We start from the raw sequence: 26,687 nt of genomic DNA, 5'->3' as shown, positions 1-26,687 counted from the left end.
TCGCCTCCCTCAGTTGAGTGCTGACATTCTTCGCCAACCCTACCGGTGGCGATGATCAGACTACCGAACCGCGCCGACATACTCGTAAGCACTAGTCACAAGCAAAAAAGCCAGCGGACCGGTTGATGATCACATCTAGAAACGACTCGGCCCTGGCGAGAGGATCATTCTCACCAGGGCTTTTCTGTCGGGCTGACAGGATTTGAACCTGCGACCCCTTGACCCCCAGTCAAGTGCGCTACCAAGCTGCGCCACAGCCCGATGCCATCTCCGCGGGCGGAGAAGACAACTCGAACAGTCTAGCGGATTCCGAGAGCGCTTCGTGACACGGCTCCGGCGACCACGGCCCGGCCCAGACAGGCCGCAATCGTCGGGTGGGAGGTCTCCCCTGCCCGCCCCCGCACGGGGCACGCTACCGTGACTCGTCCGCGCCCGCGTGACAGGACGAGCAGACCGATCCGGTCACCCGACGAAGGACCCCCATGCGCTACAGCCGTTACTGGAAAGAGGTCCGCGTCGCGGCACTCACCGCCCTGCCGGTCGCGATCGTCTCCGGCATCGTGCAGGTCAGCCGCAACACACCGATCGACGATGCCGTCATCGGCGGCGCCATCACCTTCGTCGCACTGTCACTGCTCATCCCCGTCGTGCGCCACTGGCTGCACCCCGAGTCCCGCGGCTGACCACCGCGGTACAATCAAGCGCCTCCAGGACGCGTCCAACGACGTGCCGAGAGGTCGGGGCATGCGCCCCGACAGCCGCTACTCAGCCTTGCGATCCGCGACGAGCTGGTCGCGCACCTTGCGACGCAGCACCTTGCCGATGAGCGACGTCGGCAGCTCGTCGAGCTGCACGACCCGCTTGGGCACCTTGTACGCCGTGAGGCGGGTCCGGCAGTAGTCGCGCAACGAGCCGGCGTCGAACACCGTCCCGGCACGCATGACGACCGCGGCCGTCACGTCCTCGCCACCGGAATCGCGCGGCAGGCCGACCACAGCCGCCGACTCGACGTCCGGGTGCGACAGGAGCGTCTCCTCCACCTCGGACGGGCTCACGTTGAACCCACCGGTGATGATGAGCTCTTTCACCCGGTCGATGACCGTCACGAAGCCGTCAACCGACACCGTCACGATGTCACCGGTCCGCAACCAGCCGCCCTCGAGCAACGCCTCGCGCGACTCGTCCGGACGACCCCAGTAGCCCTGGAAGACCTGCGGGCCACGGAGCAGCAACTCGCCCGACTCCCCCGCCGCACGATCCACCGTCGGGTTCTCGGGATCGACGACGCGGATCTCGGTGCTCGGGAACGGCACACCCACGGTGCCCGGCCGACGCGACGGACCGATCGGGTTGCCGAGCGCCACCGGCGACGACTCCGTCATCCCGTAGCCCTCGACGAGCAGACCGCCGGTCGCCTCCTCCCACCGCGTGACCGTCGACACCGGGAGGCTCATCGCACCGGAGATCGCGAAGCGGACACTCGTCAGGTCGACGCCCTTGCGGCTCGAAGCACGCGACAGCGCGTCGTAGATGGGCGGCACCGCCGGCAGGAACGTCGGCGGGGACTTCTTCGCGGCTGTGAGCACCAGCTCCAGGTCGAACTTCGGGAACAGCACGAGCCGCGCCCCGATGCTCATGGCGAACGTGAGGCACAGCGTCATGCCGTACGCGTGGAACAGCGGCAGGACTCCGTAGAAGACCTCGCCACCTTCGCTCAGGCCAGGCACCCAGGCGCGTCCCTGCTCGGCGTTCGCCCGCAGGTTGCGGTGCGTCAGGATGGCACCCTTCGGTGCCCCGGTCGTCCCACTCGTGTACTGCAGGAGCGCGGTGTCGTCGAGCGTCGGACGCACGACCCGCTTCGACAGCTTCCGTCCGCCGATCAGACGTTCCCACGGAAGCACGTGCTTCGCCGACGGGGTCGCGGTCATCGCCGCACGCGACTCGCGCGCACGCTTCACCGGCAACCGGAGCGCCAGACGCTTCGACAACGGCAGAGCCTGAGTGATGTCGACGGACACGATCCGGCCGCGCATCACGTCGGCCGGGAGGTCGGCCACGAGATCGTAGACCTTGTCCCACACGATCGCGACGTGCGCGCCGTGGTCCTCGAACTGATGCCGCAGCTCGCGAGCCGTGTAGAGCGGGTTGTGCTCGATGACCGTCGCGCCGAGCCGGAGCGCCGCGTAGAACGCGACGACGTGCTGCGGGCAGTTCGGCAGCACGAGCGCCACGCGGTCACCCGGCTTCACGCCGAGCTTGCGGAGCCCCTCGGCCGCTCGCGCGACCTGTTCGCCGAGCTCGCTGTAGCTCGTCTCGGCACCGAAGAATTCCAGAGCGATGCGATCACCGAAGCGCTTCACCGAGGTGTCGAGCAGGTCGACGAGCGTCTCGGTGACCTCGTCGATGTCGGCGGGCACGCCACTGGCGTAGGACGACAGCCACGGCCGCTCGGCCAGACGCTGACGCTGTGCCTCGCCAGCCTCGGTCGGCTCCGACGACTGCTCGCCCTCGCGCTGCTCGGCTGTGTTTCCTCGATGGTCCACGACGATCCTCCAGATGACACCCGTGCGCACCGCACGCATGCCTCCACCCTAGGCGGGCGCGTATGCCCGACCGGGGATGCGACCGGACCGCTTGACAAGCTCCAAAGCGACACCGGTGAATCGCCCGAGGAGTCGTGGAACAACGCCAGAAGCCGGCCACCCGAAGGCGACCGGCTCCCGATGGTCCAGCGACTCAGACGGCGTCGGGTGACGCGGGCGTCTTCGGCTGACGCTTCGCGGCCGCAGCCGCGTTGTCGGACATCGCCTGCTGGAGGTTCTCCCCCAGCGCGCCACCGGCGACCCCGCCCAGGAGGGCGGACAGGTCGAGCCCGGTGATGTCCTTGACGACCTTCGGCACCTCGCTGACGACCTGACCGACCGTCTTCGTGACGGCTGACGCACCCTCGGTCGAGATGACCGTGAGATTCGAGATGTTGCCGAGCGGCTCGGACACGGCTCGCGTGATCTCGGGCAGACGGGCGATGATCTCGGACGCGAGCCCGGCCTCACCGTACTTCTTCAGTGCCTCCGCCTTCGCGTCGATCGCCTCGGCCTCCGCCAGACCCTCCGCGGCCACGGCCGACGCCTTGGCGTCACCCTGGGCGCGGATACCCTCGGCCAGCGCGATCTGCTTGTCGCGCTCAGCGGTACCGGCGAGACGCACGGACTCCGCAGCGGCCTGGGCGTCCTGCACCGCCGCGACCTTGTTCGCCTCGGCGATGGTCTTCCGCTTGAACGCATCGGCTTCCGTCGCGGCGTTGGCCGCATCTCGGGCCGCCTGCGCGCGCTGGACCGTCGCGTACGCGTCGGCTTCGGCCGGCTTGCGCACCTCGATGTCGAGGCGCTCCTGCTCCACCTTCGCCTTCTCGGCGAGCGCCTCACGCTCCTGCTCCGCGACCAGGCGGTCCTGCTGCGCCGTGGCGAGCTGACCGGAGGCCTCGGCCTCGGCGTTCGCGCGGTCGGTCTCCGCCTTGATGGTCGCCTGCTTGAGGCTCAGGGCCTTCTGACGCTCCGCGACCTGCTCCGCCGCTTCGATCCGCGCGAACTCGGACGCACGAGCGGTCTCGGCCTCCTTGATCTCGGCGTTCTGACGCGCGAGCGCGTTCTCCGCTCGACCGAGGTCGGCGAGGTAGTTGGTGCCCGGCGTCGAGATGTCGGAGATGTTCAGCAGGTCGACCTGGAGGCCTTGCTCGGCGAGATCCGTCTTGGTCGCCTCGACCACCGCTTCGGACAGGGCGTTGCGGTTGGAGATGATCTCCTTGATCGGCATGTTGCCGATGATGGAACGCAGCGACCCTTCGAGGGACTGCTGGATGATCTGCGTCAGCGACCCCTGCTGCGAGAGGAAGCGCTGCGCGGCACGGCGCACACCCTCCGGCGTGCCGGACACCTTGAAGTTCACGCTCGCCTGGATGGCGACCTTGATGAAGTTCGTGTCGACGCCCTCCACGACGATGCCGATCTGGCGCTGCTCGAGCGAGATCGGGAAGCCCTGCTGCAGGATCGGCCAGATGAACACGCGCCCACCGATGACGACGCGCTGCCCGCCATCGGGCTCACCCGTCTTGGCGCCGGCCCCCCGACCGACGATGACGAGCGCCTGGTTCGGCGGTACGCGCTTGATCCGTCCGGCGACGAACGCGACGATCGCGAGCGCCACCACGACGAGTGCGATCACGGCGATCACCGTGATGTTGGTGGTGATGAAGTCCATAGGGCAGGTGCCTTCCCCTCGAGGGCGTGCTGGTGGATGGATGGAATCAGGGCTGCGTGTCGGCAGCGGCTCCGCTCGATGCGGGTTCGACCTTGACGCGGGAGCCCTGGAGCTCGACCACGCGGATTCGACTGCCGGTCTCGATCCGGGTGTCGGAGAAGGCGAGGCGCGTCTCGATCTCGTGCGGACCGTCGAGGCTCACCTCGCCGAAGGAGGCCGAGATGGTCGACCGGGCGACGCCGTAGAGACCGAGCGGTGAACTCGGCGTGCCGTCCTCCGAGCGCTTGAAACTCCGGATCATCAGCTGGACGCCGACAAGCACGAGGACACCGATGACGGCCGAGATGACGTACGCGGACCAGACGGGCAGCCCGTTCGCGAGCACGATCGCACCGACCGCACCGAAGACGGTGAACGCGCTCCCGAGCGCGGTGGCCGAGACCGCCCCGTCCAGGAAGTCGAAGATCTCACCGAAGACCAAGGAGATGAGGACGATCACGAGACCGACGGCGCCGACGATGATGAACAGGGTCATGGCACCAACCCTACTGAACGCCCAGACGGAGTGCGGGAAAGCGGTCTCCCGTGACGGCGCCGACGGTCTGCAGGCTCCTGTGGAGCGACTGCCGCTGCCCTCAGCTGACTTCGTCGAGCATCTCCGTCAGCCAGCCGGCACCGCGCGTCGTCGCGCCCAGACCCTCGACGCGTTCCCGCAGCTCACGGTCGGAGGTGACCACGACGACCGCGCCGTCGAGCCCACGGACGACGTCCACGATCGCGTCGTCGCCACTCCCCGCCGCGTCGGCGACCGAGACGCCCGCCCGCAGCTCGTGACCGGGCTCTCGCACGCTGTCATCGGTGTGGACGCCGCGGGCCTGTCCTTCGACGACGGCGACGTAGGCCGGCCACCAGCGGTTGAAGTCGAGGTCGAGCGCCTGGGCGTCGAGTCCCTCGTGCGCGAGGCGGACGAGTCGCGCGACGAAACGCTGCGCGGCACCCGCACGGTCCTTCCACCACCCGTCCGGTCGCGACCCGACGACGTTCGCCACGTCGACGACGACCGTGACGCGGCGCTCGAGCTGCGACCGCAGGCCGGGCCACGAATCGGCGAAACCGGGGTGCAGGGGCAACGCCTCGACCTCGTCGAGCGGCACCCAGGCGAGGGCGATGCTCTCCGGGTCGGAGACCACGGGTTCGAACGGCTCGACCGCCTCGACGATCACCGTCGTGTACGACCAGAATCCGAGATCGAGCACGGAGTCGAACCGCAACTCGATCGACTCGGCGGGGACACCCGCCTCCTCGTGCGACTCACGGACCGCGCCGTCGACAGCGCTTTCGAACTGATGACGCGCACCGCCTGGGATGCCCCAGGTGCCGCCGAAGTGGCTCCAGCCGGCCCGATGCTGCAACAGCACACCGCGGGCCCGATCGTGCACCAGGAGTCCGGCTGCACCGAACCGTCCCCAGTACTTCCGGCCGTCTCCGGATTCGACCCAGGCATCCCCGGCGTCCCGGACCGGGCCGCCGGGAGGATGCGCATCAGTCATTGGACCAGCCTGGCACGAAACGCTGTGCGCCACCCCCTTGCCCAGGGTCATCTCCACCGCACGTGCGGAATATGTTATATATTGAACTCCAGTATTGCATCGGCCGCGCTCGCGCCCGCCGCACCGAACCCACGCGAAGGACCCTCATGGATGCACGTCAACGCCGGACGCGGGCACGGCTCGCGCGCACGATCCTGCAACTCGCCGCAGAACGCCCCACCTCCGAGATCTCCGTCTCGGAGATCGCCGCACGCGCCGGCATCAACCGATCGACCTTCTACCAGCACGCGGCGGCGCCGTGCGAGCTGCTCGAATCAGTCCTCGCCGAGGAGCTCACGGAACTGAGCATGACCCACCTGGCGACCGTCTCCGCGGACGACGCCCCGGCGGCGATCACCCGGGCCACGGTCGCCGCGCTCCGCCACATCGACGAGCGCGCCGACATCTACCGCGTCGGTCTCGGCGACGACCTCATCGGCGCGAGTCTGCAGCCGATGCTCAACCGGGTCTTCACCTCGACGGTGCTCGACATCTTCGAGCGCGGGGCGATCACCCTCCCCCACGCCGAATGCCTGAGCGAGGAGCAGCACGAGCTGTTCATGCGATCAGCAGCGCACTTCGTCGCCGCGGGCTCCGTCGCGAGCTTCCGTGTCTGGCTCGACACCCCAGCACCACGCGACGTCGAGTCGTTCCTCGAGGTCATCCGCGAACTGCTCCCGAGCTGGTGGCCGTTCGAGACCGAACACGGGCCCGCCCTGGCGCCCGCCGACGAATCCACCCTCGCTCGCTCCTGATCACACATCGACCAGTACGACGAAGGCCCGGGACCACTCCATGGAGTGGTCCCGGGCCTTCGTCGTCGCCGTCCGAGGGACGGACGCGGCGGATCAGCGCTGGCGCTTCTCGCGGACGCGCATGTTGACGTTGATCGGCGTGCCCTCGAAGCCCCAGATCTCGCGCAGGCGACGGATCACGTAGCGACGGTAACCAGGGTCGAGGAAGCCGGTCGTGAAGAGCACGAAGGTCGGCGGGCGGCTCGCAGCCTGCGTGCCGAACAGGATGCGGGGCTGCTTGCCACCACGCAGCGGGTGCGGATGCGCCGCCGTGAGCTCAGCGAGGAAGGCGTTGAACTTGCCGGTGGGGATACGCATGTCCCACGACTCGAGTGCGACCTCGAGGGCCGGGACGAGGCGCTCCAGGTGACGGCCCGTCCGCGCGGAGATGTTGACGCGCGGCGCCCACGACACGTGCGAGAGGTCCTGCTCGATCTCGCGCTCCAAGTACTTCCGGCGTTCGTCGTCGAGCTGGTCCCACTTGTTGAAGGCGAGCACGAGGGCGCGACCGCTCTCGAGGACGAGGTCGATGATGCGCACGTCCTGCTCGCTGATCACCTCGGTGACGTCGATGAGGACGACGGCCACCTCGGCCTTCTCGAGCGCCGTGCTCGTGCGGAGCGACGCGTAGAAGTCGGCACCCTGCGACAGGTGCACGCGACGACGGATACCGGCGGTGTCGACGAAGCGCCAGATCTTGCCGCCGAGCTCGATCTGCTCGTCGACCGGGTCGCGGGTGGTCCCGGCGAGGTCGTTGACGACGACGCGCTCCTCGCCTGCGGTCTTGTTGAGCAGGCTCGACTTGCCGACGTTCGGGCGCCCGAGGATCGCGACGCGGCGGGGTCCGCCGAACTCGTCCTTCGCGACGGCCGAGACCTGCGGGAGGACCTTGAGGATCTTGTCGAGGAGGTCGGCGACACCACGACCGTGGATCGCGGAGACCGGGTGAGGCTCGCCGAGGCCGAGGTTCCAGAGCGCTGCGGCCTCCGGCTCCTGACGGGCGTCGTCGACCTTGTTGGCGACGAGGAAGACGGGGCGTCCGGTCTTGCGGAGCAGCTTGACGACCTGCTCGTCGGTCGCCGTGGCGCCGACCATGGCGTCGACCACGAAGATCACGACGTCGGAGAGGTCGATGGCGATCTCGGCCTGGGCCGCGACGGACGCGTCGATCCCCTTGGCGTCGGGCTCCCAGCCACCGGTGTCGACGACCGTGAAGCGACGGTCGTTCCACTCGGCCTTGTAGTTGACGCGGTCGCGGGTGACACCGGGGGTGTCCTCCACGACGGCTTCACGACGGCCGAGGATGCGGTTCACCAGCGCGGACTTGCCCACGTTCGGGCGACCGACGATCGCCACGACGGGCAGCGCCGGCAGGAAGCGGATCTCGTCCGGGTCCTCCGTCGCGCCGTCGAGGATGTCGAGGTCGTCGCCCTCGAGGTCGTAGTCGGCCAGGCCGGAGCGGAGGGACGCGGCCCGCTGGGTCGCGAGCTCCTCGTCCATGTCCTGGAGGCGGTCCGCGAGGTCGTCGGGGCCTCCGTCGAACTGCTCGTCATCGTGAGCCATGGGAGTTCCTTGCTGTGAGGGATTCGGTGACGCGGACGACCGCGTCGACCGTCTCGTCGAAGTCGATGTGCGTGGAGTCGACCGTGGTCACTCCGTCCGCCGCGTTCATGAAGTCGACGACCCTGGAGTCCGCCCGATCACGCCGCTGCAGTTGTTCCGCGACGTCGCCGGCAGGGTGGCTCTCGAATTCCGCTGAACGCCTGGCCATTCTAGCCGCTTCGGATGCCGTGAGCAGGATCCGAGCCTGAGCGTCCGGTGCGACCACCGTGGTGATGTCGCGTCCCTCGACGACGATGCCCGGGCGGTCGACGTCGGCGATGAGGGATCGGAAGGTCTCGTTGATCCACGCCCGCACCTCCGGGACACGGGCGACGGCCGACACGACGGCCGTCACGCGGGGGCCGCGGATCTCGTCCGTGACGTCGCGATCCCCGAGCGTGAACGCCGTCACGTCCGGGTCGAGGGAGACGGTGAAGGCGCCACCGAACGCGTCGAGCGAGCTGATCACCGCCGCCGAGTCCTCGGGGTCGACGTCCGCATCGAGCGTGTGGAGCGCGAGCGCGCGGTACCAGGCGCCCGTGTCCAGGTAGCGGTAGCCGAGCCGGCGGGCGACGGCCTTGCTCACGCTGGACTTGCCGCTGCCGGCCGGTCCGTCGATCGCGACCACGACGGGTGCGTCCGGCGTCGTCGACGCGTCGGTACTGGTGGGGTGCTGTTCGGTCATGTCTCTTCCTATACTTCCGCGATGCGCCAGCCGCGCGACTCGAGGTCGTCGACGGTGCGCTGCTTCACCTCGGGGAGGACCTGGACCTCCGCGAGACCGATGTTCGCGCCGGGCGAGTGCTCCAGACGCAGGTCCTCGATGTTGACGCCGATCTCGCCGAGCTCCGTGAACAGGGCGCCCAGCTGGCCGGGGCGGTCGTCGAGGAGGACGACGATGCTCGCGAACCGGCGGTTCTGGCCGTGCTTGCCGGGGAGCCGTGCAACGCCGGTGTTGCCGGCGGCGATCGTGTCCGCGATCGTGCGGCGAGCGCCCGGCACCTCCGGGTCCCGGAGTGCCGAGATGACCGACGCGAGGTCGGTGGACAGCTGCTCCAGCACCGGGAGGACCTCGGCGTGGTTGGCGCTGAGGATCTGGACCCAGAGCTCCGGTGCGCTCGAGGCGATGCGGACGGTGTCGCGCAGGCCCTGTCCGGCGAGCTGGATGGCGCCCTCCTCGGCGTCCTGCAGCTGGGCGGCCAGGAGGCTCGCGACGAGTTGCGGCGTGTGCGAGACGAGCGCGACGAAGCGGTCGTGTTCGTCCGGCGTCATCTCCATCGGGATGGTACCGAGGTCGAGCGCGAGGCCCTCCACCTGCGACAGCGCCCAGGCGGGTGTCTCGGCGTCGCGGCAGATCACCCAGGGGCGGCCGAGGAAGAGGTCGGCTCTCGCGGAGATCGCTCCCCCGCGCTCACGGCCGGCGAGCGGGTGGGAACCGATGTACCGGGTGAGGTCGACACCGCGCTCGAGCAGTGCACGGTACGGTTCGAGCTTCACGCTCGCGACGTCGGTCACGACGGCGCGCGGGAACGCGGCGAGTTCGGCCTCGATGACGCGGGCGGTGACGTCCGGTGGGACGCAGATGACGACGACGGACGGGTCGTCGTCGGGTTCCGCCGCACGACCCGCGCCGTAGTCGATGGCGAGGCGCAACTGGCTGGGCGACGCGTCGTCGAGGATGATGTCGACGCCCTTGGCACGCAGTGCGAGTCCGATGCTCGCGCCGAGGAGGCCGGCTCCGACGATGCGGACCGACCCCTGCACGCGCGCGGGCGCGGAGCTCAGGTCGCTCATGCCGTCGGCTCCGACGCCTCCGCTGCCGTGCCGTCGGCCGCGCGGGCTTCAGGACCGTGTGCGCGGGCGATGGTCAGGATGGCGCCGAGTTCGTCCTTGCTCAGCTCGCGCAGCTGCCCGGATCCGAGGGTCCCGAGGTGCAGGGGGCCGAACTGACGGCGCACGAGGTCGACGACCGGGTGGCCGACGGCGTCGAGCATGCGACGGACGATGCGGTTCCGCCCGGAGTGCAGCGTGAGCTCCACGAGGCTGAAGCCGTCCTCGGTGCCGAGCAGGCGGGCCTTGTCGGCGGAGATCGGTCCGTCCTCGAGCTCGATGCCCGCGGTCAGCTTCGCGAGGACCTGCGCAGTGACCTTGCCGGTGACCTTCGCGATGTACGTCTTCTGCACGCCGAACGACGGGTGGGCGAGCACGTGCGCGAGGTCGCCGTCGTTGGTGAGGATGAGCAGCCCGCTCGTCTCGGCGTCGAGGCGGCCCACGTTGAAGAGCCGTTCCTCGTACTGCTCGGTGAAGCGGCGCAGGTCGGGGCGACCGCGGTCGTCCTTCAGCGAGCTGTAGATGCCCACCGGCTTGTTGAGCATGAGGTAGCGCTTCGAGGCGTCGAGCTGGATGGCGCTGCCGTCGACCGACACGAGGTCGTGCTCCGGATCGATCCGCGAGCCGAGTTCGGTGACGACGACGCCGTTCACCTCCACGCGGCCGTCCTCGATGAGTTGCTCCGACACGCGCCTGGAGGCGACGCCGGCGTTCGCCAGCACCTTCTGCAAGCGGATGCCCTCTGATTCAGTGCTGGTCACTGTCGAATCCTTCCCGGCCATCGTCGAGCAACGGCGAGATCCGCGGCAGCTCCTCGATGGCGTTGATACCAAGTTGGGTGAGCAGGAGATCGGTGGTGCCGTAGTTGATGGCACCCGTCTCACTGTCGGTGAACATCTCCGTGATGAGTCCGCGCCCGAGAAGGGTGCGGACGACGGAGTCGACGTTGACGGCGCGGATCGAGGCGATCGCGCCGCGGCTGATCGGCTGCTTGTAGGCGATCACGGCCAGGGTCTCGAGCGCCGCCTGCGACAGCTTCGTCGGGTTCTGGGTCACGACGTAGTCGGTGACGAGCGCGTCGTAGTCGGCTCGGACGTAGATCCGCCAGCCGCCGCCGACCTCGCGGAGTTCGAACCCGCGTCGGACGCCACCGCGTTCGCCGTCGTAGTCGGCGACGAGTTCGACGATGGCCCGTCGGACGGCGCCGACCGGGACGTGCACGGCGGCGGCGAGGTTCACGAGGCTCTGCGGTTCGTCGGCGACCATGAGGATCGCCTCGAGCGCCCTCGGGACGTCCGGTGCGGGCACCGGCGCGGGCTCGGCCGGCAGGCCCTGGGCGGCGTCCATCGGCCGCTCGATCGACTCGGGTGTCGCGTCAGGCATCGTAATCGGCTCCCAGGTTGGCGAGGCTGTCGTCGTTCCAGGTCTCGGCGGTCCAGCGGAGCGTGAGCTCGCCGAGCGGTTCGATCTGCTCGAAGGACAGCGCGGCGTGTCGGTACAGTTCGAGCACGGCGATGAAGCGCGCGATGACCACGCCCTTCAGCTCCGCACCGGCCACGAGCTCGCGGAAGGTGTGGGACCCGCCGCGGCGCAGGATGGCGACGACGTGCGCCGCCTGCTCCCGGATGCTCACGAGCGGTGCGTGCAGGTGGTCGAGGCCCACGGTCGGCACCTCGCGCGGTGTGAACGCGAGGGTCGCGAGTGCGCCGAAGTCCTGCGCGGTCAGCGTCCAGACGAGTTCCGGGGTCTGCTGACGGTACTGCTCCTCCAGCCGGACCGCCCGGAAGTGGCGTGCCGCCTCCAGGTCGAGGCGCTCCGCGAACCACGCCGACGCCTGCTCGAACGCGCGGTACTGCAGCAGGCGGGCGAACAGCAGGTCCCTCGCTTCCAGCAGGGCGACGTCCTCCGCGTCCACGAGCTCACCCTGCGGCAGCAGCCCCGCGATCTTGAGGTCGAGCAGGGTGGCCGCGACGACGAGGAACTCGCTCGCCTGGTCGAGTTCGTCGTCGGCCTCGAGCGTGCGCAGGTAGGCGATGAACTCGTCGGTCACGCGGCTGAGCGAGACCTCGGTGATGTCGAGTTCGTGCTTGCCGATGAGGGTCAGCAGGAGGTCGAAGGGCCCTTCGAAACCCTCGAACGACACCCGGAACGACGGTGCCGGTGTTGGGTCGACGGGCGACGCCTCAGCGGAGCGCGAGCCGGTGTCGCCGGCCGGAGGGAGGACAGCCACGGGCGTCCGCGCGGGATCAGGCGATCGCGCCACGGGAGATGAGCTCTCTCGCGAGCTGACGGTAGGCCTTCGCGGCGGCGTGCTCCGGTGCGAACTCGGTGATCGGGGTTCCGGCGACGCTCGCGTCGGGGAACTTCACGGTCCGTCCGATGACCGTCTCGAGGACCTTCTCGCCGAACGCGTCGACGACGCGCTCGAGGACCTCACGCGAGTGCAGGGTCCGGGAGTCGTACATGGTGGCGAGGATGCCGTCGAGCTCGATCGCCGGGTTGAGGCGGTCGCGCACCTTGTCGATGGTCTCGATGAGCAGCGCGACACCGCGGAGCGCGAAGAACTCGCACTCGAGCGGGATGAGGACCCCGTGGCTGGCGGTGAGGGCGTTGACCGTGAGCAGGCCGAGCGAGGGCTGGCAGTCGATCAGGATGACGTCGTAGTCGTCGGACACCTTGCGGAGCACCCGGGCCAGGATCGTCTCGCGCGCGACCTCGTTGACGAGGTGGACCTCGGCGGCCGAGAGGTCGATGTTGGCCGGGAGCACGTCGAGACCCTCGATGGCGGTGTGCTGGATGACCTCGGCCGGGTCCTTCACGGTGCCGAGCAGCAGGTCGTAGACGGTGTTGGAGTCGTGGGTGGAGATGCCGAGACCGGCGGACAGCGCACCCTGCGGGTCGAAGTCGACGACGAGCACCCGGCGGCCGTATTCGGCCAGCGCGGCGGACAGACTGATGGTGGTCGTCGTCTTGCCGACGCCACCCTTCTGGTTGCAGAGCGAGATGATGCGTGCCGGACCGTGCTGCGCCAGTGTGGGCGGCACCGCGAACTCACGACGCGGGCGGCCGGTCGGGCCGTTCGGGTTCAGTTCGGCGGCGGTCTTGCGCGCAGAATCCTGCACTGCGCTCGTGTGCTTCGTACCGGCCACCGGTGTTGCCTCGCTCCCGCTTGCTGTCGTTCGAGTGACGAGTCTACCGGGCCACGGGTCAGGCCTGCGGTGCCGCTCCGCCCGTGGTCCATCTGGCCCGGGGATGGGACTGCGTGTACACGTCGCGAAGGTTGTCGACCGTCACCAGCGTGTACAGCTGGGTCGTCGCCACCGAGGAGTGACCGAGGAGTTCCTGCACGACGCGGACGTCGGCTCCACCCTGCAGCAGGTGCGTCGCGAAGGAGTGTCGGAGGGTGTGCGGCGAGACGTGCGATTCGAGTCCTGCGCGCTCGGCGGCGCGTTGGAGGACGAGCCACGCGCTCTGCCGGGACAGTCGCGCACCGCGCTGCCCGAGGAAGAGCGCCGGCGTGGACCGGCCGAGGCCGGAGAAGACCGGCCGGACGCGGACGAGGTAGCGGTCGACGGCGTCACGGGCGAAGCTGCCGAGCGGCACGATCCGCTGCTTGCCGCCCTTGCCGAGGAGCCGGACGATGTCGGTGTCGATGACGTCGTCGACGTTCAGGCCGACGGCCTCGGAGACGCGGGCCCCTGTCGCGTAGAGCAGTTCGAGGAGCGCCTTGTCGCGGACAGCGAGTAGGTCGTCGCCATCGGTCGTCTCGAGCAGCGCGCGGACCTGGTCGATCGTGATCGCCTTCGGGAGCCGCCCTGGGAGCTTCGGCGGGCGGACCTCGCGCGCGACGTCGACCTCGACGAGCTGTTCGTCGAGCAGGAACCGGTGGAGGCCGCGGATCGACGACAGCACCCTGGCGAGCGAGGACGCGCGCACCGGCTGCCCCTCGGGTGTCCGGAGCGACGCCGTGTACTCCGACACGTGCGCGGCGGTGACGGCCGGTGCCTCGACGACGCCGTGCGCGCCGAGCCAGGCGAGGTAGCCCTCGAGATCCCGTCGGTAGGCGGCCTGCGTGTTGGCCGACAGGCCGCGCTCGATCGCGATGTGCCGCAGGTAGTCGGCGACCGCGCGATCGAGCGCCACGCCTCAGGCTCCGCCCGGCCCGATCGTGGAGTCGCCGCTGTCGCGCAGCGTCGACCACCCGCGATCGCGAGCCGCAGCGGCCGTGAGGACGCCGAGCATCAGGATCGAGTTGTGGAGCCGGCCGTCGAGCACCGCGGCCACGGCGTCGTCGAGGGGCACCCACTCCACGAGGATGTCCGCCTCCTCCTCAGCACGGGCGAAGGCCTCGGCGGTCGCCGTGAGGTCTCGCGCGAGGTAGATGCGGATCGACTCGTTGCTGCCGCCGGGCGTCGTGTAGAACTCCGTCAGCAGCTGGAGCGAACCGGCGACGAGGTCGGCCTCCTCCTCCAGCTCGCGACCCGCGGCCACGGCCGGGTCCTCCCCCGAGATGTCGAGCAGGCCAGCCGGCAGCTCCCAATCGCGCTCACCGATCGGGTGGCGGTACTGCTGGATGAGCAGGACGCGCTCGTCGGCGTCGAGCGCCAGCACCGCGACCGCACCGGTGTGGTCGACGAACTCGCGCACGACCTCGCCGTCGCCGTAGCGGAACGTCTCCCTGCGGATGTCCCACACCTTGCCCGCGAACGCGCGCTCGGAGGACACCACCTCGACGGGGTGCGGCTCGTCGCGCAACGACGCGGCGTCGCCGATCGACTCAACCATTGGCGACGTCGAACAGGCGGCTCGCCTGCTGGCGCTCGAGCGAAGCACCGACGAGGCCGGCGAACAGCGGGTGCGCGTGGTTCGGGCGCGACCGCAGCTCGGGGTGCGCCTGCGTCGCGACGTAGAACGGGTGCACCTCGCGCGGCAGCTCGACGTACTCGACCAGCGTGCCGTCGGGCGACAGACCGGAGAACTGGAGGCCGGCGTCCGCGATCTGCTGGCGGTAGCCGTTGTTCACCTCGTAGCGGTGACGGTGACGCTCGGACACCTCGTCCGCACCGTACAGCTCGGCGACGATCGAGCCCTCGTCGAGCTTCGCCGCGTACAGACCGAGGCGCATCGTGCCGCCGAGGTCGCCGCCGGCGATGATCTCGACCTGCTCGGCCATCGTCGCGATGACGGGGAACTGCGTGTCGGGGTCGAACTCGGAGGAGCTGGCGCCCTCGAGCCCGACGACGTTCCGGGCGTACTCGATGACCATGCACTGCAGGCCGAGGCACAGGCCGAGCACCGGGATGCCGTTCTCGCGGGCGAACTTCAGGGCGCCGAGCTTGCCCTCGATGCCGCGGATGCCGAAGCCACCGGGGACGCAGATGCCGTCGACGTCGGCGAGCGCCTTGATCGCTCCCTCGACGGTCTCGCAGTCGTCGGACGGGATCCAACGGATGCTGACCTTGGTGTCGTGGGCGAAGCCGCCGGCCTTCAGCGCCTCGGTCACCGACAGGTAGGCGTCGGGCAGGTCGATGTACTTGCCGACGAGGCCGATGGTGACCGCGTGCTTCGGGTGGTGGACGGCCTCGAGGAGGTCGGCCCAGCCGCTCCAGTCGACCTCGTTCGTGACGAGACCCAGGCGGTCGGCGATGTACGCGTCGAGGCCCTGGTCGTTCAGCATGGTGGGGATGTCGTAGATGCTCGGGACGTCGACCGCGTTCACGACCGCGTCCTCGTCGACGTCGCACATGAGCGCGATCTTGCGCTTGTTGCTCTCGGTCACCGGGCGGTCGCTGCGGAGCACGAGTGCGTCGGGCTGGATGCCGATGGACCGGAGGGCCGCGACCGAGTGCTGCGTCGGCTTCGTCTTCTGCTCACCGGAGGCGCCCATGTACGGCACGAGGGACACGTGGACGAAGAACACGTTGTTCCGGCCGAGCTCGTGGCGGATCTGGCGAGCCGACTCGATGAACGGCTGCGACTCGATGTCGCCGACCGTGCCACCGATCTCGGTGATGATCACGTCGGGCTGGGGCGTCTCGGACGCCTGGAGGCGCATGCGGCGCTTGATCTCGTCCGTGATGTGCGGGATCACCTGCACGGTGTCGCCGAGGTACTCGCCGCGACGCTCCTTGGCGATGACGGTCGAGTAGATCTGACCGGTCGTCACGTTCGCGGCCTGGCTCAGCTCGATGTCGAGGAACCGCTCGTAGTGGCCGATGTCGAGGTCGGTCTCGGCGCCGTCGTCGGTCACGAAGACCTCGCCGTGCTGGAACGGGTTCATCGTGCCCGGGTCGACGTTGAGGTAGGGGTCGAGCTTCTGCATGACCACTCGGAGCCCCCGCGCCGTCAGCAGGTTGCCGAGGCTGGCTGCGGTGAGCCCCTTGCCCAACGAAGAAACGACACCACCAGTCACGAAGATGTGCTTGGTCGTGCCGTTGGAGCCCGAGACGATGCCGTCGATCGGAGAGTTCAGGTTGCCCGCTTCAGAAGTATTCACCACGGGCTTTTATCCTACCATCCAGTTCGGGTTCATGTGTCGCTTCCTTCGCGGTCGCGTCGTCAGGAGGCTGCGAGGGCGAGCAGTTCGCGGGCGTGGGCGAGACCGCTGTCGGACTCCGCGAGCCCGGAGAGCAGCCGCGCCATCTCCGCCTCCCGCTCGGCGCCGACGAGCTGGCGCACACTCGAGGCCGTCACCGAACCGTCGCCGCCCTTGACCACGCTCAGGTGGTTGTTGGCGAAGGCCGCGACCTGCGCGAGGTGGGTGACGACGATCACCTGCGAGCGCTCGGCGAGGGCCGCGAGGCGACGCCCGATCTCGATCGCCGCGGCTCCGCCGACGCCGGCGTCGACCTCGTCGAACACGAAGGTGGGCACGGGGTCCGCACCGGCGATGACGACCTCGAGGGCGAGCATCACGCGGGACAGCTCTCCACCCGAGGCGCCCTTGCCGAGCGGTCGGGGCTCGGCACCGGCGTGCGGCCGGAGGAGGAAGGCGATCACGTCCTTGCCGTGCAGCGTGAGGTCGTCGCGATCGGACACCTCGACGACGAGCTCCGCCTCGGCCATCGCGAGCGAGCGCAGTTCCGCGCTTGCGGCTGCGCCGAGTCGAGCGGCGGCTTCGATCCGGACGGCGCTCAACGTCGCGGCAGCGGCGTCGACTTCCCCGGAGAGTCGTTCGACGTCGCCCTCGAGCTGGGTGATGCGGTCGGAGTCGCCGTCGAGTTCCATCAGGCGGGTGCTGCCCGTCTCGAGCAGGTGCAGGACGTCCTCGGGCGTCGGCCCGTACTTCCTGGCGAGCGTCGCGAGGGTGGCGCGGCGCTCCTGGACGACCTCGAGTTCGCGAGCGCCGTCCTCGTCGAGTCCGGCGAGGTAGCTCGAGAGCTCGGCGGCGATCTCTGCGGCCAGGTAGCTCGCATTGGCGACACTCGCGGCGATCGCGCCGAGGGCGGGATCGTGCACCGAGGCCCGGTCGAGCTGCCGCCGCGCGCCTTCGAGCAGTCCGACGACGTCGCTCTCCTCGCCGGCCTCGGCCGAGACGAGTTCTCGGGCGCCGGCCGCCGAGAGACGGAGTTCTTCGAGGTTGGTCAGTCGATCGGCGCGCTCTGCCAGCTCGGCGTCCTCGCCGGGTTGCGGGTCGGCCTGCTCGATCTCCGCGAGCGCGACGCGCAGTTGCTCGGCCTCGAGGAGTCGCGTGTCGCGCTCGTTCGTCAGGGTCTCGAGTTCCGTCCGCAGCTCCAGGAGCTCCGTGTAGCGCCGCTGGTAGTCACCGAGGGCCAGCTGGAGTGGCTCACCGGCGAAGCGGTCCAGGGCGTCGCGCTGGGCCGGCGCGGCCCGCAGACGGATCTGGTCTGACTGCCCGTGCACGACGACGAGCTGCTCGCCGAGTTCGGAGAGGATCCCGATGGGCGCCGTCCGGCCGCCGACGATCGCGCGGCCGCGGCCCTCGGCGGTCACGATCCGGCCGAGCAGCAGCTCTGCCGCATCACCCGCGGGATCGAGGTCTCCCCCGGCCTCGCGGACGCGCTCGGCGACCGAGCCGTCGCCGGGCACCAACCAGCGTCCCTGGACGCTCGTCTGCTTCTGGCCCGCTCGCACGACGCCGCTGTCCGACCGCTGACCGAGGAGCAGCCCGAGGGCGGTGACCACCATCGTCTTGCCTGCGCCGGTCTCGCCCGTCACGGCGGTGAAGCCGGGTCCGAGTGGGAGCGTCCCGGACGCGATGACGCCGAGGTCGCGGATCTCGATCTCCTCGATCATGCGGTGCCCTCCTGATCGCTGTGGTGTCGGGTGGCGGTGGAGGCCGGGAGGTGGATCGTGCCGGTCATCGGCTCCTCACGTCCGACGGGGCCGCGCCAACCGGTGACCGGCAGCCGGAACTTGTTGACGAGACGATCGGTGAAGGTGCTCTCGTGGAGGCGCGCGAGGCGGACCGGCACCGAGGAGCGTCTGACGACCACCCGTGCGCCCGGCTGGAGGTCCTTGGCCCGGCGACCGTCGCACCAGAGCACGCCGAGGCCGTCGGTGCGTTCCAGGACCTCGACGGCGAGGGACGACTCCGGGCCGACCACGAGCGGCTTCGCGAACAGGGCGTGCGCGCTGAGCGGGACGAGGGTGATGGCCTCCACCGACGGCCACACGACCGGCCCGCCCGCCGAGAAGTTGTAGGCGGTCGAGCCGGTCGGCGTCGAGATGACCACCCCGTCGCACCCGAAGGAGGAGAGCGGACGCTGATCGACCTCGATCACGACCTCGAGCATGCGTTCCCGGCTCGCCTTCTCGACCGTGGCCTCGTTGAGCGCCCACGTCTCGTAGACGACCTCCGCGCCGACCTTGACCCGGACGGAGAGCGTCATGCGCTCCTCCACGAAGTAGTCGCGACGCACGACCCGTTCGACCGTCTCGGCGAGGTCGTCGCGCTCGCTCTCGGCGAGGAAACCGATGTGACCGAGGTTCACCCCGAGCAGCGGCGCCGTGGATCCTCGCGTGACCTCGGCCGCGCGCAGGATCGTGCCGTCGCCGCCGAGGACGATCGCCAGTTCGATGTCGCCGAGGGAGACCTCCTCGTCGAGGATGGAGACGACGTCGAGATCCGGGTCGACCGCGATGAGGTCCGCCCGCTCCAGCGCGCTGAGGACCGGGCGGACGCCCGCCTCCAGGAGCAGCCTGGACACGAGCACGGCGGCATCGCGCGAGTCGTCGCGGCCGGTGTGCGCGACGACCAGGATGTTCCTCGCCGCGACCGCAGGATCGGTGGAATGTGCCATCGGGTTACGCTCCAGCCATCGAGGTGATCTGCTGCATCCATTCTGTCGGATTGGTTCCGTGCTCCGCCGATATCCACACCACGTACTCGCGGTTGCCGTGGGTGCCGACGATCGGCGACGGGATGAGCCCGGCCGTCCCGAGCCCGAGGTCCCAGGCCGCCCACAGGACGCCTGCGACGGCATCGGCACGGAGCGCGGGCTCGGTGACGACGCCCTCACGGACGCCACCACGACCGACCTCGAACTGCGGTTTGACGAGCAGGACGAGTTCCGCCGGTGACGCGACGACCGACACGAGTGCCGGGAGCACCTGCGTGAGGGAGATGAACGAGAGGTCGCCGACCACGAGCGACGGACGCTCGTCCAGACCGGTGAGTTCGCTGAGCTGCTCCGGCGTCAGGAAGCGGACGTTACACCCCTCGACGACCCGCACCCGCTCGTCGTCTCGGAGCTGTGGCACGAGCTGGTCGTGCCCGACGTCGAGGGCGATCACCCGACGCGCTCCACGCTCGAGCAGGACCTGGGTGAATCCTCCGGTGGAGGCGCCGGCGTCGAGGACGAGTGCGTCGTCGACAACGACAGGGAAGGCGTCCAGGGCGGCGAGCAACTTGTGGGCGGCGCGACTGACGTAGTGGTCGGCGCCGGCGACGACGACCCGAGCATCCGGGTGGACCCGGTGGGAGGCCTTCACGATCGTGCGGTCGTCGACGCTCACGAGGCCGTCGGCGATGAGCTGGGCCGCATGGGTCCTCGAACGGGCGAGTCCGCGCGCGGCGAGGGCGGCGTCGAGGCGGGCGGGCTGCGCGGCGGCGTCCGGCGAATCGGCTGCAGCCGGCGGTTCGGGTGTGTTCTCCATGCGCTACGCCGAGGTCTTCGGCGAGTCGCTCCCCTCGAGCGTCGCCCGCAGTTCGTCGACGAGCTGGCTGTATGCGGCGGCCCGCTCCTCGAGCGGCTGCTCGTCGATGAGGTGGACGCGGGACACGAGGCCGTCGGTCGGGTGCTCCGGTTCGTTCGTCACAGGGCAACCCTACCGGCCGCCGCCCTCGCCGCCCCCGGGAACCGCTGTGGGCGAACACCCGTGGCGACCCGCGCCTCCCGAGGGGTGGGCATCACTCCGCGTACAGGTGCTCCGGGACGTTGAGCCCGTAGATGGCACGGCCTGACGCCCAGATCGCGGCGCACGCGGCACGCAACAGGTCGATCCGGGACGGGCCGTCCGACTCCACCACGACGTCGTTCCCACGGATCCGCACCGTGGCCGCACCGACCGTCGCCGCCTTGCCGTCGCGCGACATGGTGGTGGCCGGATACGGCTCGTGCAGCTGCCGCAGGTCCTCGAGGATGAAGGTCGGCCGGGAGTGCTGATCGGCCGCGAGGACGTGCTTGGCCCGATCGATGCCGGTCAGGACCAGGGCTGACGCGATCCCGGCGCGGTTCGCGCCGAGGATGTCGGTGTCGAGTCGGTCGCCGATGAAGAGCGGCTTCGATGCGCCGAAACGCACCTTCGCCTCGTCGAAGATCGGTACCTCCGGCTTCCCGGCGACGGTCGCCAGACGGCCGACCGCCGTGTGGACGGCCGACACCAGCGTGCCGTTCCCCGGAGCGATCCCGCGAGCCTGCGGAATGGTCCAGTCCGTGTTCGTCGCGACCCACGGCAGCTCGGATCCGTCGGCGGTCGGCGTCTGCAGCGCGAACGCCGCTTCGGCCAGCTGCGACCAGCCGACCTCGGGAGCGAAGCCCTGGATCACCGCAGCCGGCGAGTCCTCAGCCGAGCGGGTGACGACGAAGCCACCCTTCTCGACCTCGTCGACGAGCCCGGCGCCACCGACCACCAGGATCGTCGACCCGGCGGGCACCAGGCCGGCCAGGAGCCGGACCGCGGCCTGTGGGCTCGTGACGACCTCTGCCGGCGCGACACTGAGGCCGAGGTCGGTGAGATGCTGCGCGACGGAGGCGTCCGTCCGGGAGGCGTTGTTCGTGATGTATCCGACGCGAACGTGTTCCGCCGCCAGATTCAGCGACTCCACCGCGTGCGGGATCGGGTTCGGGCCGGCATAGACCACGCCGTCAAGATCCGCGAGGACCACGTCGACGCCGTCGAGCGGGGTCACGGGCTTAGGCCTTCTCGTCAGCAGCGGACTCACCGGACGGCTCCTCCCCGGGCTGATCGTCGGATCCAGCGGCATCAGCCGTTGGCGACTCGGGTTCGTCGTCGAACTCGACGAACTCCTCCACGACCACCATCGTCTCGCCCTCGTCGTCCGCAGCGGACTGCTCGAGCGCTTCGGAGGCGATCATCGCCCGGTCGTGCCAGACGGTCGCCTCCTCCTCACGGCCGAGGACCTCGAGGGTCTCGGCGTACGCGTTGAACAGCGCCGGGCTGTAGGAGAACGCACGCTTCGGGTCGAGCTGTGGGATCTGGAGCTCGAGCAGCGCGTCCTCGGTCTGCCCGAGGTCGAGCCGGGCACCCGACATCGCGATCGCGAGGGCGACGCGGACCGGCACGTCGAGGGTCGAGCGATCGACGGACCGTCCGAGTTCCAAGGCACGCTCCGGTCGGCCGACGCCGCGTTCACTGTCGACCATGAGCGGCAGCTGGTCGTCCTTGCCGGAGATACGGCGGTAGGTCCGCAGCTCACGAAGCGCGAGGGCGTAGTCGCCGGTCTCGTACGCGGTGATGGCGAGGGTCTCGCGGACCATCGCGATCCGGCCGGCCCGACGGGCAGCGGACATCGCGTGGAGGTGGGCCAACGCAGGATCGCTGTCGATCAGTCGCGCCGCCATCGCCAGGTGCTGGGCGACGCCGTCGGCGTTCTCCTTACTCAGGGTCTTCAGCTCGTTCCGCGCACCCTTGTCGAGGTCCTGCGGCGTGACGTCGTCAGGGATCTCCGGGTCGTCGTGACGCGGCCGGATCGACTTGAGCTCGAACGCGATGCGCTCTTCCTCGGTCAGCTCGCGCTCGCGTCGGAACGCGTCTCGGTCGCCGCGGGCTGGAGCGCCATCGCGCGTCCACAGCTCGCGTCCACCGCCGTCGCGCCCGCGGTCGGGACGGCCACCACGCTCAGAGGAGTGCCCACGGTCGGTCCGGTTTCCGCGGTCCGGGCGATCGCCGGACGACGGACGGTCGCCGCTCCGTGCGGGACGGTCTGAGCGCTGCGGACGATCCCCCGACGACGGCCGGTCCTGCTGCCAGGCGGGACGGTCCGACCGTTGCGGACGGTCGCCGGACGCTGGCCGATCCTTCTGCCACGCGGGACGATCAGAGCGCTGCGGGCGGTCCCCCGACGCCGGGCGGTCCTTCTGCCAAGCAGGACGATCCGAACGCTGCGGACGATCCCCGGACGCCGGGCGATCTTTCTGCCAAGCAGGACGATCCGAACGCTGCGGACGATCCCCCGATGACGGACGGTCACCACTCCGTGCTGGACGGTCGGAACGCTGCGGACGATCCGTGCGTGGACGATCACTCCGGGGCGCATCGGACCGCTGCGGGCGGTCGGTGCCGCGAGCACGATCATCGCGCCGTGGAGCACCACCGTTCCCACGGTTGTCACCGGAAGATCTCGGAGGACGTCGCTCACCCTTGTCGGGCTGGTCTGCTGACTGGTCACTCACGATGATCTCCACGGTGCTCGGACGCCGTCACCCGGCGTCAACCTACTGTTGAATTCTTGTCCCACGGTACCCGTGAAACGACGACTTCACGCACGATGCGTGTTAACGCAAAATGGCCACCCAAGAACCTTGGGTGGCCATTTCAACGAAGAAGTCCGGCGGTGTCCTACTCTCCCACAGGGTCCCCCCTGCAGTACCATCGGCGCAAAGAGTCTTAGCTTCCGGGTTCGGAATGTGACCGGGCGTTTCCCTCTCGCTATGGCCGCCGAAACACTATTGATGTATCAAAGTGAACAAGCAAACCAACACGCTGTGCGAACACAGTGGTGTTGTTTGCGGGTTCTCGACCGTACATCGAGAACCACTCAGTGGACGCGTAGCATCTTCGTATTCAAACAAAGAAAGTGTTATCAAATTATCGGCTTATTAGTACCGGTCAGCTCCGAGAGTCTTTCGTCCTCTCTTCCACATCCGGCCTATCAACCCAGTAGTCTGGCTGGGAGCCTCTCGCCCGAAGGCATGGAAATCTCATCTTAAGGCCGGCTTCCCGCTTAGATGCTTTCAGCGGTTATCCATCCCGAACGTAGCTAATCAGCGGTGCTCCTGGCGGAACAACTGACACACCAGAGGTTCGTCCAACCCGGTCCTCTCGTACTAGGGTCAGATCCTTTCAAATTTCCTGCGCGCGCAGCGGATAGGGACCGAACTGTCTCACGACGTTCTAAACCCAGCTCGCGTACCGCTTTAATGGGCGAACAGCCCAACCCTTGGGACCTACTCCAGCCCCAGGATGCGACGAGCCGACATCGAGGTGCCAAACCATGCCGTCGATATGGACTCTTGGGCAAGATCAGCCTGTTATCCCCGAGGTACCTTTTATCCGTTGAGCGACAGCGCTTCCACAAGCCACTGCCGGATCACTAGTCCCGACTTTCGTCCCTGCTCGACTTGTCAGTCTCACAGTCAAGCTCCCTTGTGCACTTACACTCGACACCTGATTGCCAACCAGGTTGAGGGAACCTTTGGGCGCCTCCGTTACTTTTTGGGAGGCAACCGCCCCAGTTAAACTACCCACCAGGCACTGTCCCTGAACCGGATTACGGTTCGAAGTTAGATATCCAGAGTGACCAGAGTGGTATTTCAACAATGACTCCACCTGAACTAGCGTCCAAGCTTCAAAGTCTCCCACCTATCCTACACAAGCCACACCGAACACCAATACCAAGCTGTAGTAAAGGTCACGGGGTCTTTCCGTCCTGCTGCGCGTAACGAGCATCTTTACTCGTAATGCAATTTCGCCGAGTTCGCGGTTGAGACAGCTGGGAAGTCGTTACGCCATTCGTGCAGGTCGGAACTTACCCGACAAGGAATTTCGCTACCTTAGGATGGTTATAGTTACCACCGCCGTTTACTGGGGCTTAAATTCTCAGCTTCGCCTTGCGGCTAACCGTTCCTCTTAACCTTCCAGCACCGGGCAGGCGTCAGTCCGTATACATCGTCTTGCGACTTGGCACGGACCTGTGTTTTTAGTAAACAGTCGCTTCCCACTGGTCTCTGCGGCCTTCAAACGCTTTCGGAGCAAGTCCTAATACGCCTCAGGCCCCCCTTCTCCCGAAGTTACGGGGGCATTTTGCCGAGTTCCTTAACCACGATTCTCTCGATCTCCTTAGTATTCTCTACCTGACCACCTGAGTCGGTTTGGGGTACGGGCCACTAGAACCTCGCGTCGATGCTTTTCTTGGCAGCATAGGATCACCTACTATCCCTTACGGGTCCGTATCGTGTCTCAGCCTTCACGAGAGACGGATTTGCCTATCTCTCAGCCTACGCACTTACACCGGGACAACCATCGCCCGGCATAGGCTACCTTCCTGCGTCACACCTGTTAATACGCTAAACGCACCAGCATGGGGTCGAGCGTTAGACCGGACCCATCATCCCCGAAGGGAATCAGTCGTCCGGGTTAGGACTCTTAGCACCACTGGATTGTCTTGGGCGGTTCTTCGCGGGTACGGGAATATCAACCCGTTGTCCATCGACTACGCCTGTCGGCCTCGCCTTAGGTCCCGACTTACCCAGGGAAGATTAGCTTGACCCTGGAACCCTTGGTCTTTCGGAGGACATGTTTCTCACATGTCTTTCGCTACTCATGCCTGCATTCTCACTCGTGTAGCGTCCACGGCTGGTTTACACCGCCGCTTCACTCGCCACACGACGCTCTCCTACCCATCAATACGGCTGGACCACGAAGGCCTACCAAAAATATCAATGCCACAACTTCGGTGGCGTGCTTGAGCCCCGTTACATTGTCGGCGCGGAATCACTTGACCAGTGAGCTATTACGCACTCTTTCAAGGGTGGCTGCTTCTAAGCCAACCTCCTGGTTGTCTGTGCAACTCCACATCCTTTCCCACTTAGCACGCGCTTTGGGACCTTAGTTGGTGGTCTGGGTTGTTTCCCTCTCGACGATGAAGCTTATCCCCCACCGTCTCACTGCTGCGCTCTCACTTACCGGCATTCGGAGTTTGGCTGACGTCAGTAAGCTTTTGGGCCCCATCGGCCATCCAGTAGCTCTACCTCCGGCAAGAAACACGCAACGCTGCACCTAAATGCATTTCGGAGAGAACCAGCTATCACGAAGTTTGATTGGCCTTTCACCCCTATCCACAGCTCATCCCCTCAGTTTTCAACCTAAGTGGGTTCGGTCCTCCACGACGTCTTACCGTCGCTTCAACCTGGCCATGGATAGATCACTTCGCTTCGGGTCTAGGACATGCGACTGAATCGCCCTATTCAGACTCGCTTTCGCTACGGCTACCCCACACGGGTTAACCTCGCCACATATCGCTAACTCGCAGGCTCATTCTTCAAAAGGCACGCTGTCACACCAACAAGGGTGCTCCAACGGTTTGTAAGCAAACGGTTTCAGGTACTATTTCACTCCCCTCCCGGGGTACTTTTCACCTTTCCCTCACGGTACTTGTCCGCTATCGGTCATCTGGGAGTATTTAGGCTTATCAGGTGGTCCTGACAGATTCACACGGGATTTCTCGGGCCCCGTGCTACTTGGGATACTCCTCGCACGATTGCAGCATTTCGACTACCGGGCTGGCACCGTCTCTGGCTGGGCTTTCAATCCCATTCGTCTATACCACGTTCTAATGCTCCCCGAATATCAGTTCGGAGTGAGAAGTCCCACAACCCCGGACATGCAACGCCTGATAGCTATCACACATGCCCGGTTTAGCCTCTTCCGATTTCGCTCGCCACTACTGACGGAATCACTGTTGTTTTCTCTTCCTGGGGGTACTGAGATGTTTCACTTCCCCCCGTTCCCTCTACCCGCCCTATATATTCAGGCGGGAGTCACCAGATCACCACAAGGGGCCTGGCGGGGTTTCCCCATTCGGAAATCCTCGGATCACAGCTCGTTTATCAGCTCCCCGAGGCTTATCGCAGATTACTACGTCCTTCTTCGGCTCCAGATGCCAAGGCATCCACCGTTTGCTCTTAGAAATTTGAAATCACATGAGTTTGAATCGATCGGCACCAGTTACCTGATGCAGATTGACCAATGATCAACATCACTTCCGAAGAAGTATGTTTTGATCTTTGTGATCCACAACCCCGAAGGGTCATGAATCTAAGATGCTCGCGTCCACTGTGTAGTTCTCAAAGTACGGGCGGTACCTCTCTCCTTGACCATTGATGTCAAGCAAAAGAGGCCCTGAGGTTCG

The 26,687-nt window shown here is 67.5% G+C and carries 23 protein-coding genes, 1 tRNA gene and 2 rRNA genes; 3 read left to right on the top strand and 23 right to left on the bottom strand.

Features of this window, described 5'->3' with window-relative positions; genetic code table 11:
- Positions 1–187: 187 nt before the first annotated feature.
- Positions 188–261: transfer RNA gene (locus ACZZZB_RS18625), tRNA-Pro, on the bottom strand.
- 221 nt (positions 262–482) lie between these two features.
- On the opposite strand from ACZZZB_RS18625, the gene ACZZZB_RS18620 reads away from it, so the two are divergent.
- Positions 483–683 carry a hypothetical protein gene (locus ACZZZB_RS18620; RefSeq protein ID WP_463530446.1) on the top strand — a complete coding sequence of 67 codons (201 nt, stop codon included), beginning with the start codon at positions 483–485 and terminating at the stop codon, positions 681–683.
- Positions 684–761: 78 nt separating this feature from the next.
- On the opposite strand, the gene ACZZZB_RS18615 is transcribed toward ACZZZB_RS18620, so the two are convergent.
- The 4 genes from ACZZZB_RS18615 to ACZZZB_RS18600 form a co-directional block, all read right to left on the bottom strand.
- A complete protein-coding gene (locus tag ACZZZB_RS18615; RefSeq protein ID WP_463530445.1) occupies positions 762–2,582 on the bottom strand; it encodes a long-chain-fatty-acid--CoA ligase in 1,821 nt (606 codons plus the stop codon).
- 154 nt (positions 2,583–2,736) lie between these two features.
- Positions 2,737–4,257, bottom strand: a complete 1,521-nt coding sequence (locus tag ACZZZB_RS18610; protein ID WP_064295482.1) for a flotillin family protein — start codon at positions 4,255–4,257, stop codon at positions 2,737–2,739.
- 46 nt (positions 4,258–4,303) lie between these two features.
- The gene (locus ACZZZB_RS18605) at positions 4,304–4,792 is read right to left on the bottom strand and encodes an NfeD family protein (RefSeq protein ID WP_064295483.1); all 489 of its coding nucleotides are present in this window, start codon (positions 4,790–4,792) and stop codon (positions 4,304–4,306) included.
- Between the two features lie 100 nt (positions 4,793–4,892).
- Positions 4,893–5,807, bottom strand: coding sequence for an NUDIX domain-containing protein (locus ACZZZB_RS18600; RefSeq protein ID WP_463530444.1), 915 nt, complete (start codon positions 5,805–5,807; stop codon positions 4,893–4,895).
- Positions 5,808–5,953: 146 nt separating this feature from the next.
- Between ACZZZB_RS18600 and ACZZZB_RS18595 the strand changes: the two genes are divergently transcribed.
- Complete coding sequence (locus ACZZZB_RS18595; RefSeq protein WP_164486954.1) at positions 5,954–6,601, top strand: TetR/AcrR family transcriptional regulator; 648 nt, start codon at positions 5,954–5,956, stop codon at positions 6,599–6,601.
- A 93-nt stretch (positions 6,602–6,694) separates the two neighbouring features.
- Here the strand turns inward: ACZZZB_RS18595 and der are convergent, their stop codons facing one another.
- The 16 genes from der to ACZZZB_RS18515 form a co-directional block, all read right to left on the bottom strand.
- On the bottom strand, positions 6,695–8,203 hold the full coding sequence (gene der / locus ACZZZB_RS18590; RefSeq protein WP_085514417.1) for a ribosome biogenesis GTPase Der: 1,509 nt from the start codon (positions 8,201–8,203) through the stop codon (positions 6,695–6,697).
- The gene (gene cmk / locus ACZZZB_RS18585; RefSeq protein ID WP_274500036.1) at positions 8,190–8,927 is read right to left on the bottom strand and encodes a (d)CMP kinase; all 738 of its coding nucleotides are present in this window, start codon (positions 8,925–8,927) and stop codon (positions 8,190–8,192) included. The genes der and cmk overlap by 14 nt, the downstream gene beginning before the upstream one ends.
- 8 nt (positions 8,928–8,935) lie before the next feature.
- Positions 8,936–10,036 carry a prephenate dehydrogenase gene (locus ACZZZB_RS18580; protein WP_274500037.1) on the bottom strand — a complete coding sequence of 367 codons (1,101 nt, stop codon included), beginning with the start codon at positions 10,034–10,036 and terminating at the stop codon, positions 8,936–8,938.
- Positions 10,033–10,854, bottom strand: coding sequence for a pseudouridine synthase (locus ACZZZB_RS18575; RefSeq protein ID WP_086475416.1), 822 nt, complete (start codon positions 10,852–10,854; stop codon positions 10,033–10,035). The genes ACZZZB_RS18580 and ACZZZB_RS18575 overlap by 4 nt, the downstream gene beginning before the upstream one ends.
- Positions 10,820–11,419 carry an SMC-Scp complex subunit ScpB gene (gene scpB, locus ACZZZB_RS18570; RefSeq protein ID WP_463530575.1) on the bottom strand — a complete coding sequence of 200 codons (600 nt, stop codon included), beginning with the start codon at positions 11,417–11,419 and terminating at the stop codon, positions 10,820–10,822. Before scpB ends, ACZZZB_RS18575 begins: the two co-directional genes overlap by 35 nt.
- A gap of 28 nt (positions 11,420–11,447) precedes the next feature.
- Positions 11,448–12,335: a segregation and condensation protein A gene (locus ACZZZB_RS18565; RefSeq protein WP_463530443.1), complete on the bottom strand. Its 888-nt coding sequence runs from the start codon at positions 12,333–12,335 to the stop codon at positions 11,448–11,450.
- Complete coding sequence (locus ACZZZB_RS18560; RefSeq protein WP_071260744.1) at positions 12,319–13,194, bottom strand: ParA family protein; 876 nt, start codon at positions 13,192–13,194, stop codon at positions 12,319–12,321. Before ACZZZB_RS18560 ends, ACZZZB_RS18565 begins: the two co-directional genes overlap by 17 nt.
- 85 nt (positions 13,195–13,279) lie before the next feature.
- A complete protein-coding gene (xerD, locus tag ACZZZB_RS18555) occupies positions 13,280–14,215 on the bottom strand; it encodes a site-specific tyrosine recombinase XerD (RefSeq protein WP_086475418.1) in 936 nt (311 codons plus the stop codon).
- 3 nt (positions 14,216–14,218) lie between these two features.
- A complete protein-coding gene (locus tag ACZZZB_RS18550) occupies positions 14,219–14,857 on the bottom strand; it encodes an NUDIX domain-containing protein (protein WP_463530442.1) in 639 nt (212 codons plus the stop codon).
- Complete coding sequence (locus tag ACZZZB_RS18545) at positions 14,850–16,544, bottom strand: CTP synthase (protein ID WP_194718987.1); 1,695 nt, start codon at positions 16,542–16,544, stop codon at positions 14,850–14,852. The genes ACZZZB_RS18550 and ACZZZB_RS18545 overlap by 8 nt, the downstream gene beginning before the upstream one ends.
- Before the next feature lie 86 nt (positions 16,545–16,630).
- Entirely contained in the window at positions 16,631–18,328 is a 1,698-nt protein-coding gene (recN, locus tag ACZZZB_RS18540) for a DNA repair protein RecN (protein ID WP_463530441.1), read from the bottom strand.
- Entirely contained in the window at positions 18,325–19,335 is a 1,011-nt protein-coding gene (locus ACZZZB_RS18535) for an NAD kinase (RefSeq protein WP_463530440.1), read from the bottom strand. The genes recN and ACZZZB_RS18535 overlap by 4 nt, the downstream gene beginning before the upstream one ends.
- Positions 19,336–19,339: 4 nt before the next feature.
- On the bottom strand, positions 19,340–20,191 hold the full coding sequence (locus tag ACZZZB_RS18530; protein ID WP_463530439.1) for a TlyA family RNA methyltransferase: 852 nt from the start codon (positions 20,189–20,191) through the stop codon (positions 19,340–19,342).
- 3 nt (positions 20,192–20,194) lie between these two features.
- Positions 20,195–20,353, bottom strand: coding sequence for a hypothetical protein (locus ACZZZB_RS18525; RefSeq protein ID WP_162852287.1), 159 nt, complete (start codon positions 20,351–20,353; stop codon positions 20,195–20,197).
- Between the two features lie 91 nt (positions 20,354–20,444).
- Entirely contained in the window at positions 20,445–21,521 is a 1,077-nt protein-coding gene (locus ACZZZB_RS18520; protein WP_463530438.1) for an HAD-IIA family hydrolase, read from the bottom strand.
- On the bottom strand, positions 21,451–22,119 hold the full coding sequence (locus ACZZZB_RS18515; RefSeq protein WP_463530437.1) for a hypothetical protein: 669 nt from the start codon (positions 22,117–22,119) through the stop codon (positions 21,451–21,453). The genes ACZZZB_RS18520 and ACZZZB_RS18515 overlap by 71 nt, the downstream gene beginning before the upstream one ends.
- Before the next feature lie 114 nt (positions 22,120–22,233).
- Between ACZZZB_RS18515 and ACZZZB_RS18510 the strand changes: the two genes are divergently transcribed.
- Entirely contained in the window at positions 22,234–22,485 is a 252-nt protein-coding gene (locus ACZZZB_RS18510; RefSeq protein WP_463530436.1) for a hypothetical protein, read from the top strand.
- A 618-nt stretch (positions 22,486–23,103) separates the two neighbouring features.
- On the opposite strand, the gene rrf is transcribed toward ACZZZB_RS18510, so the two are convergent.
- Together rrf and ACZZZB_RS18500 are read right to left on the bottom strand one after the other, a co-directional pair.
- Positions 23,104–23,220: ribosomal RNA gene (gene rrf / locus ACZZZB_RS18505) — 5S ribosomal RNA — on the bottom strand.
- Between the two features lie 136 nt (positions 23,221–23,356).
- A 23S ribosomal RNA gene (locus ACZZZB_RS18500) occupies positions 23,357–26,474 on the bottom strand.
- Between the last annotated feature and the right edge of the window lie 213 nt (positions 26,475–26,687).

It is taken from the genome of Plantibacter sp. AC185, from assembly GCF_979258065.1.
Note: the sequence above shows the minus strand (reverse complement) of the source record. Positions and strands in the feature narration are given on the sequence as shown.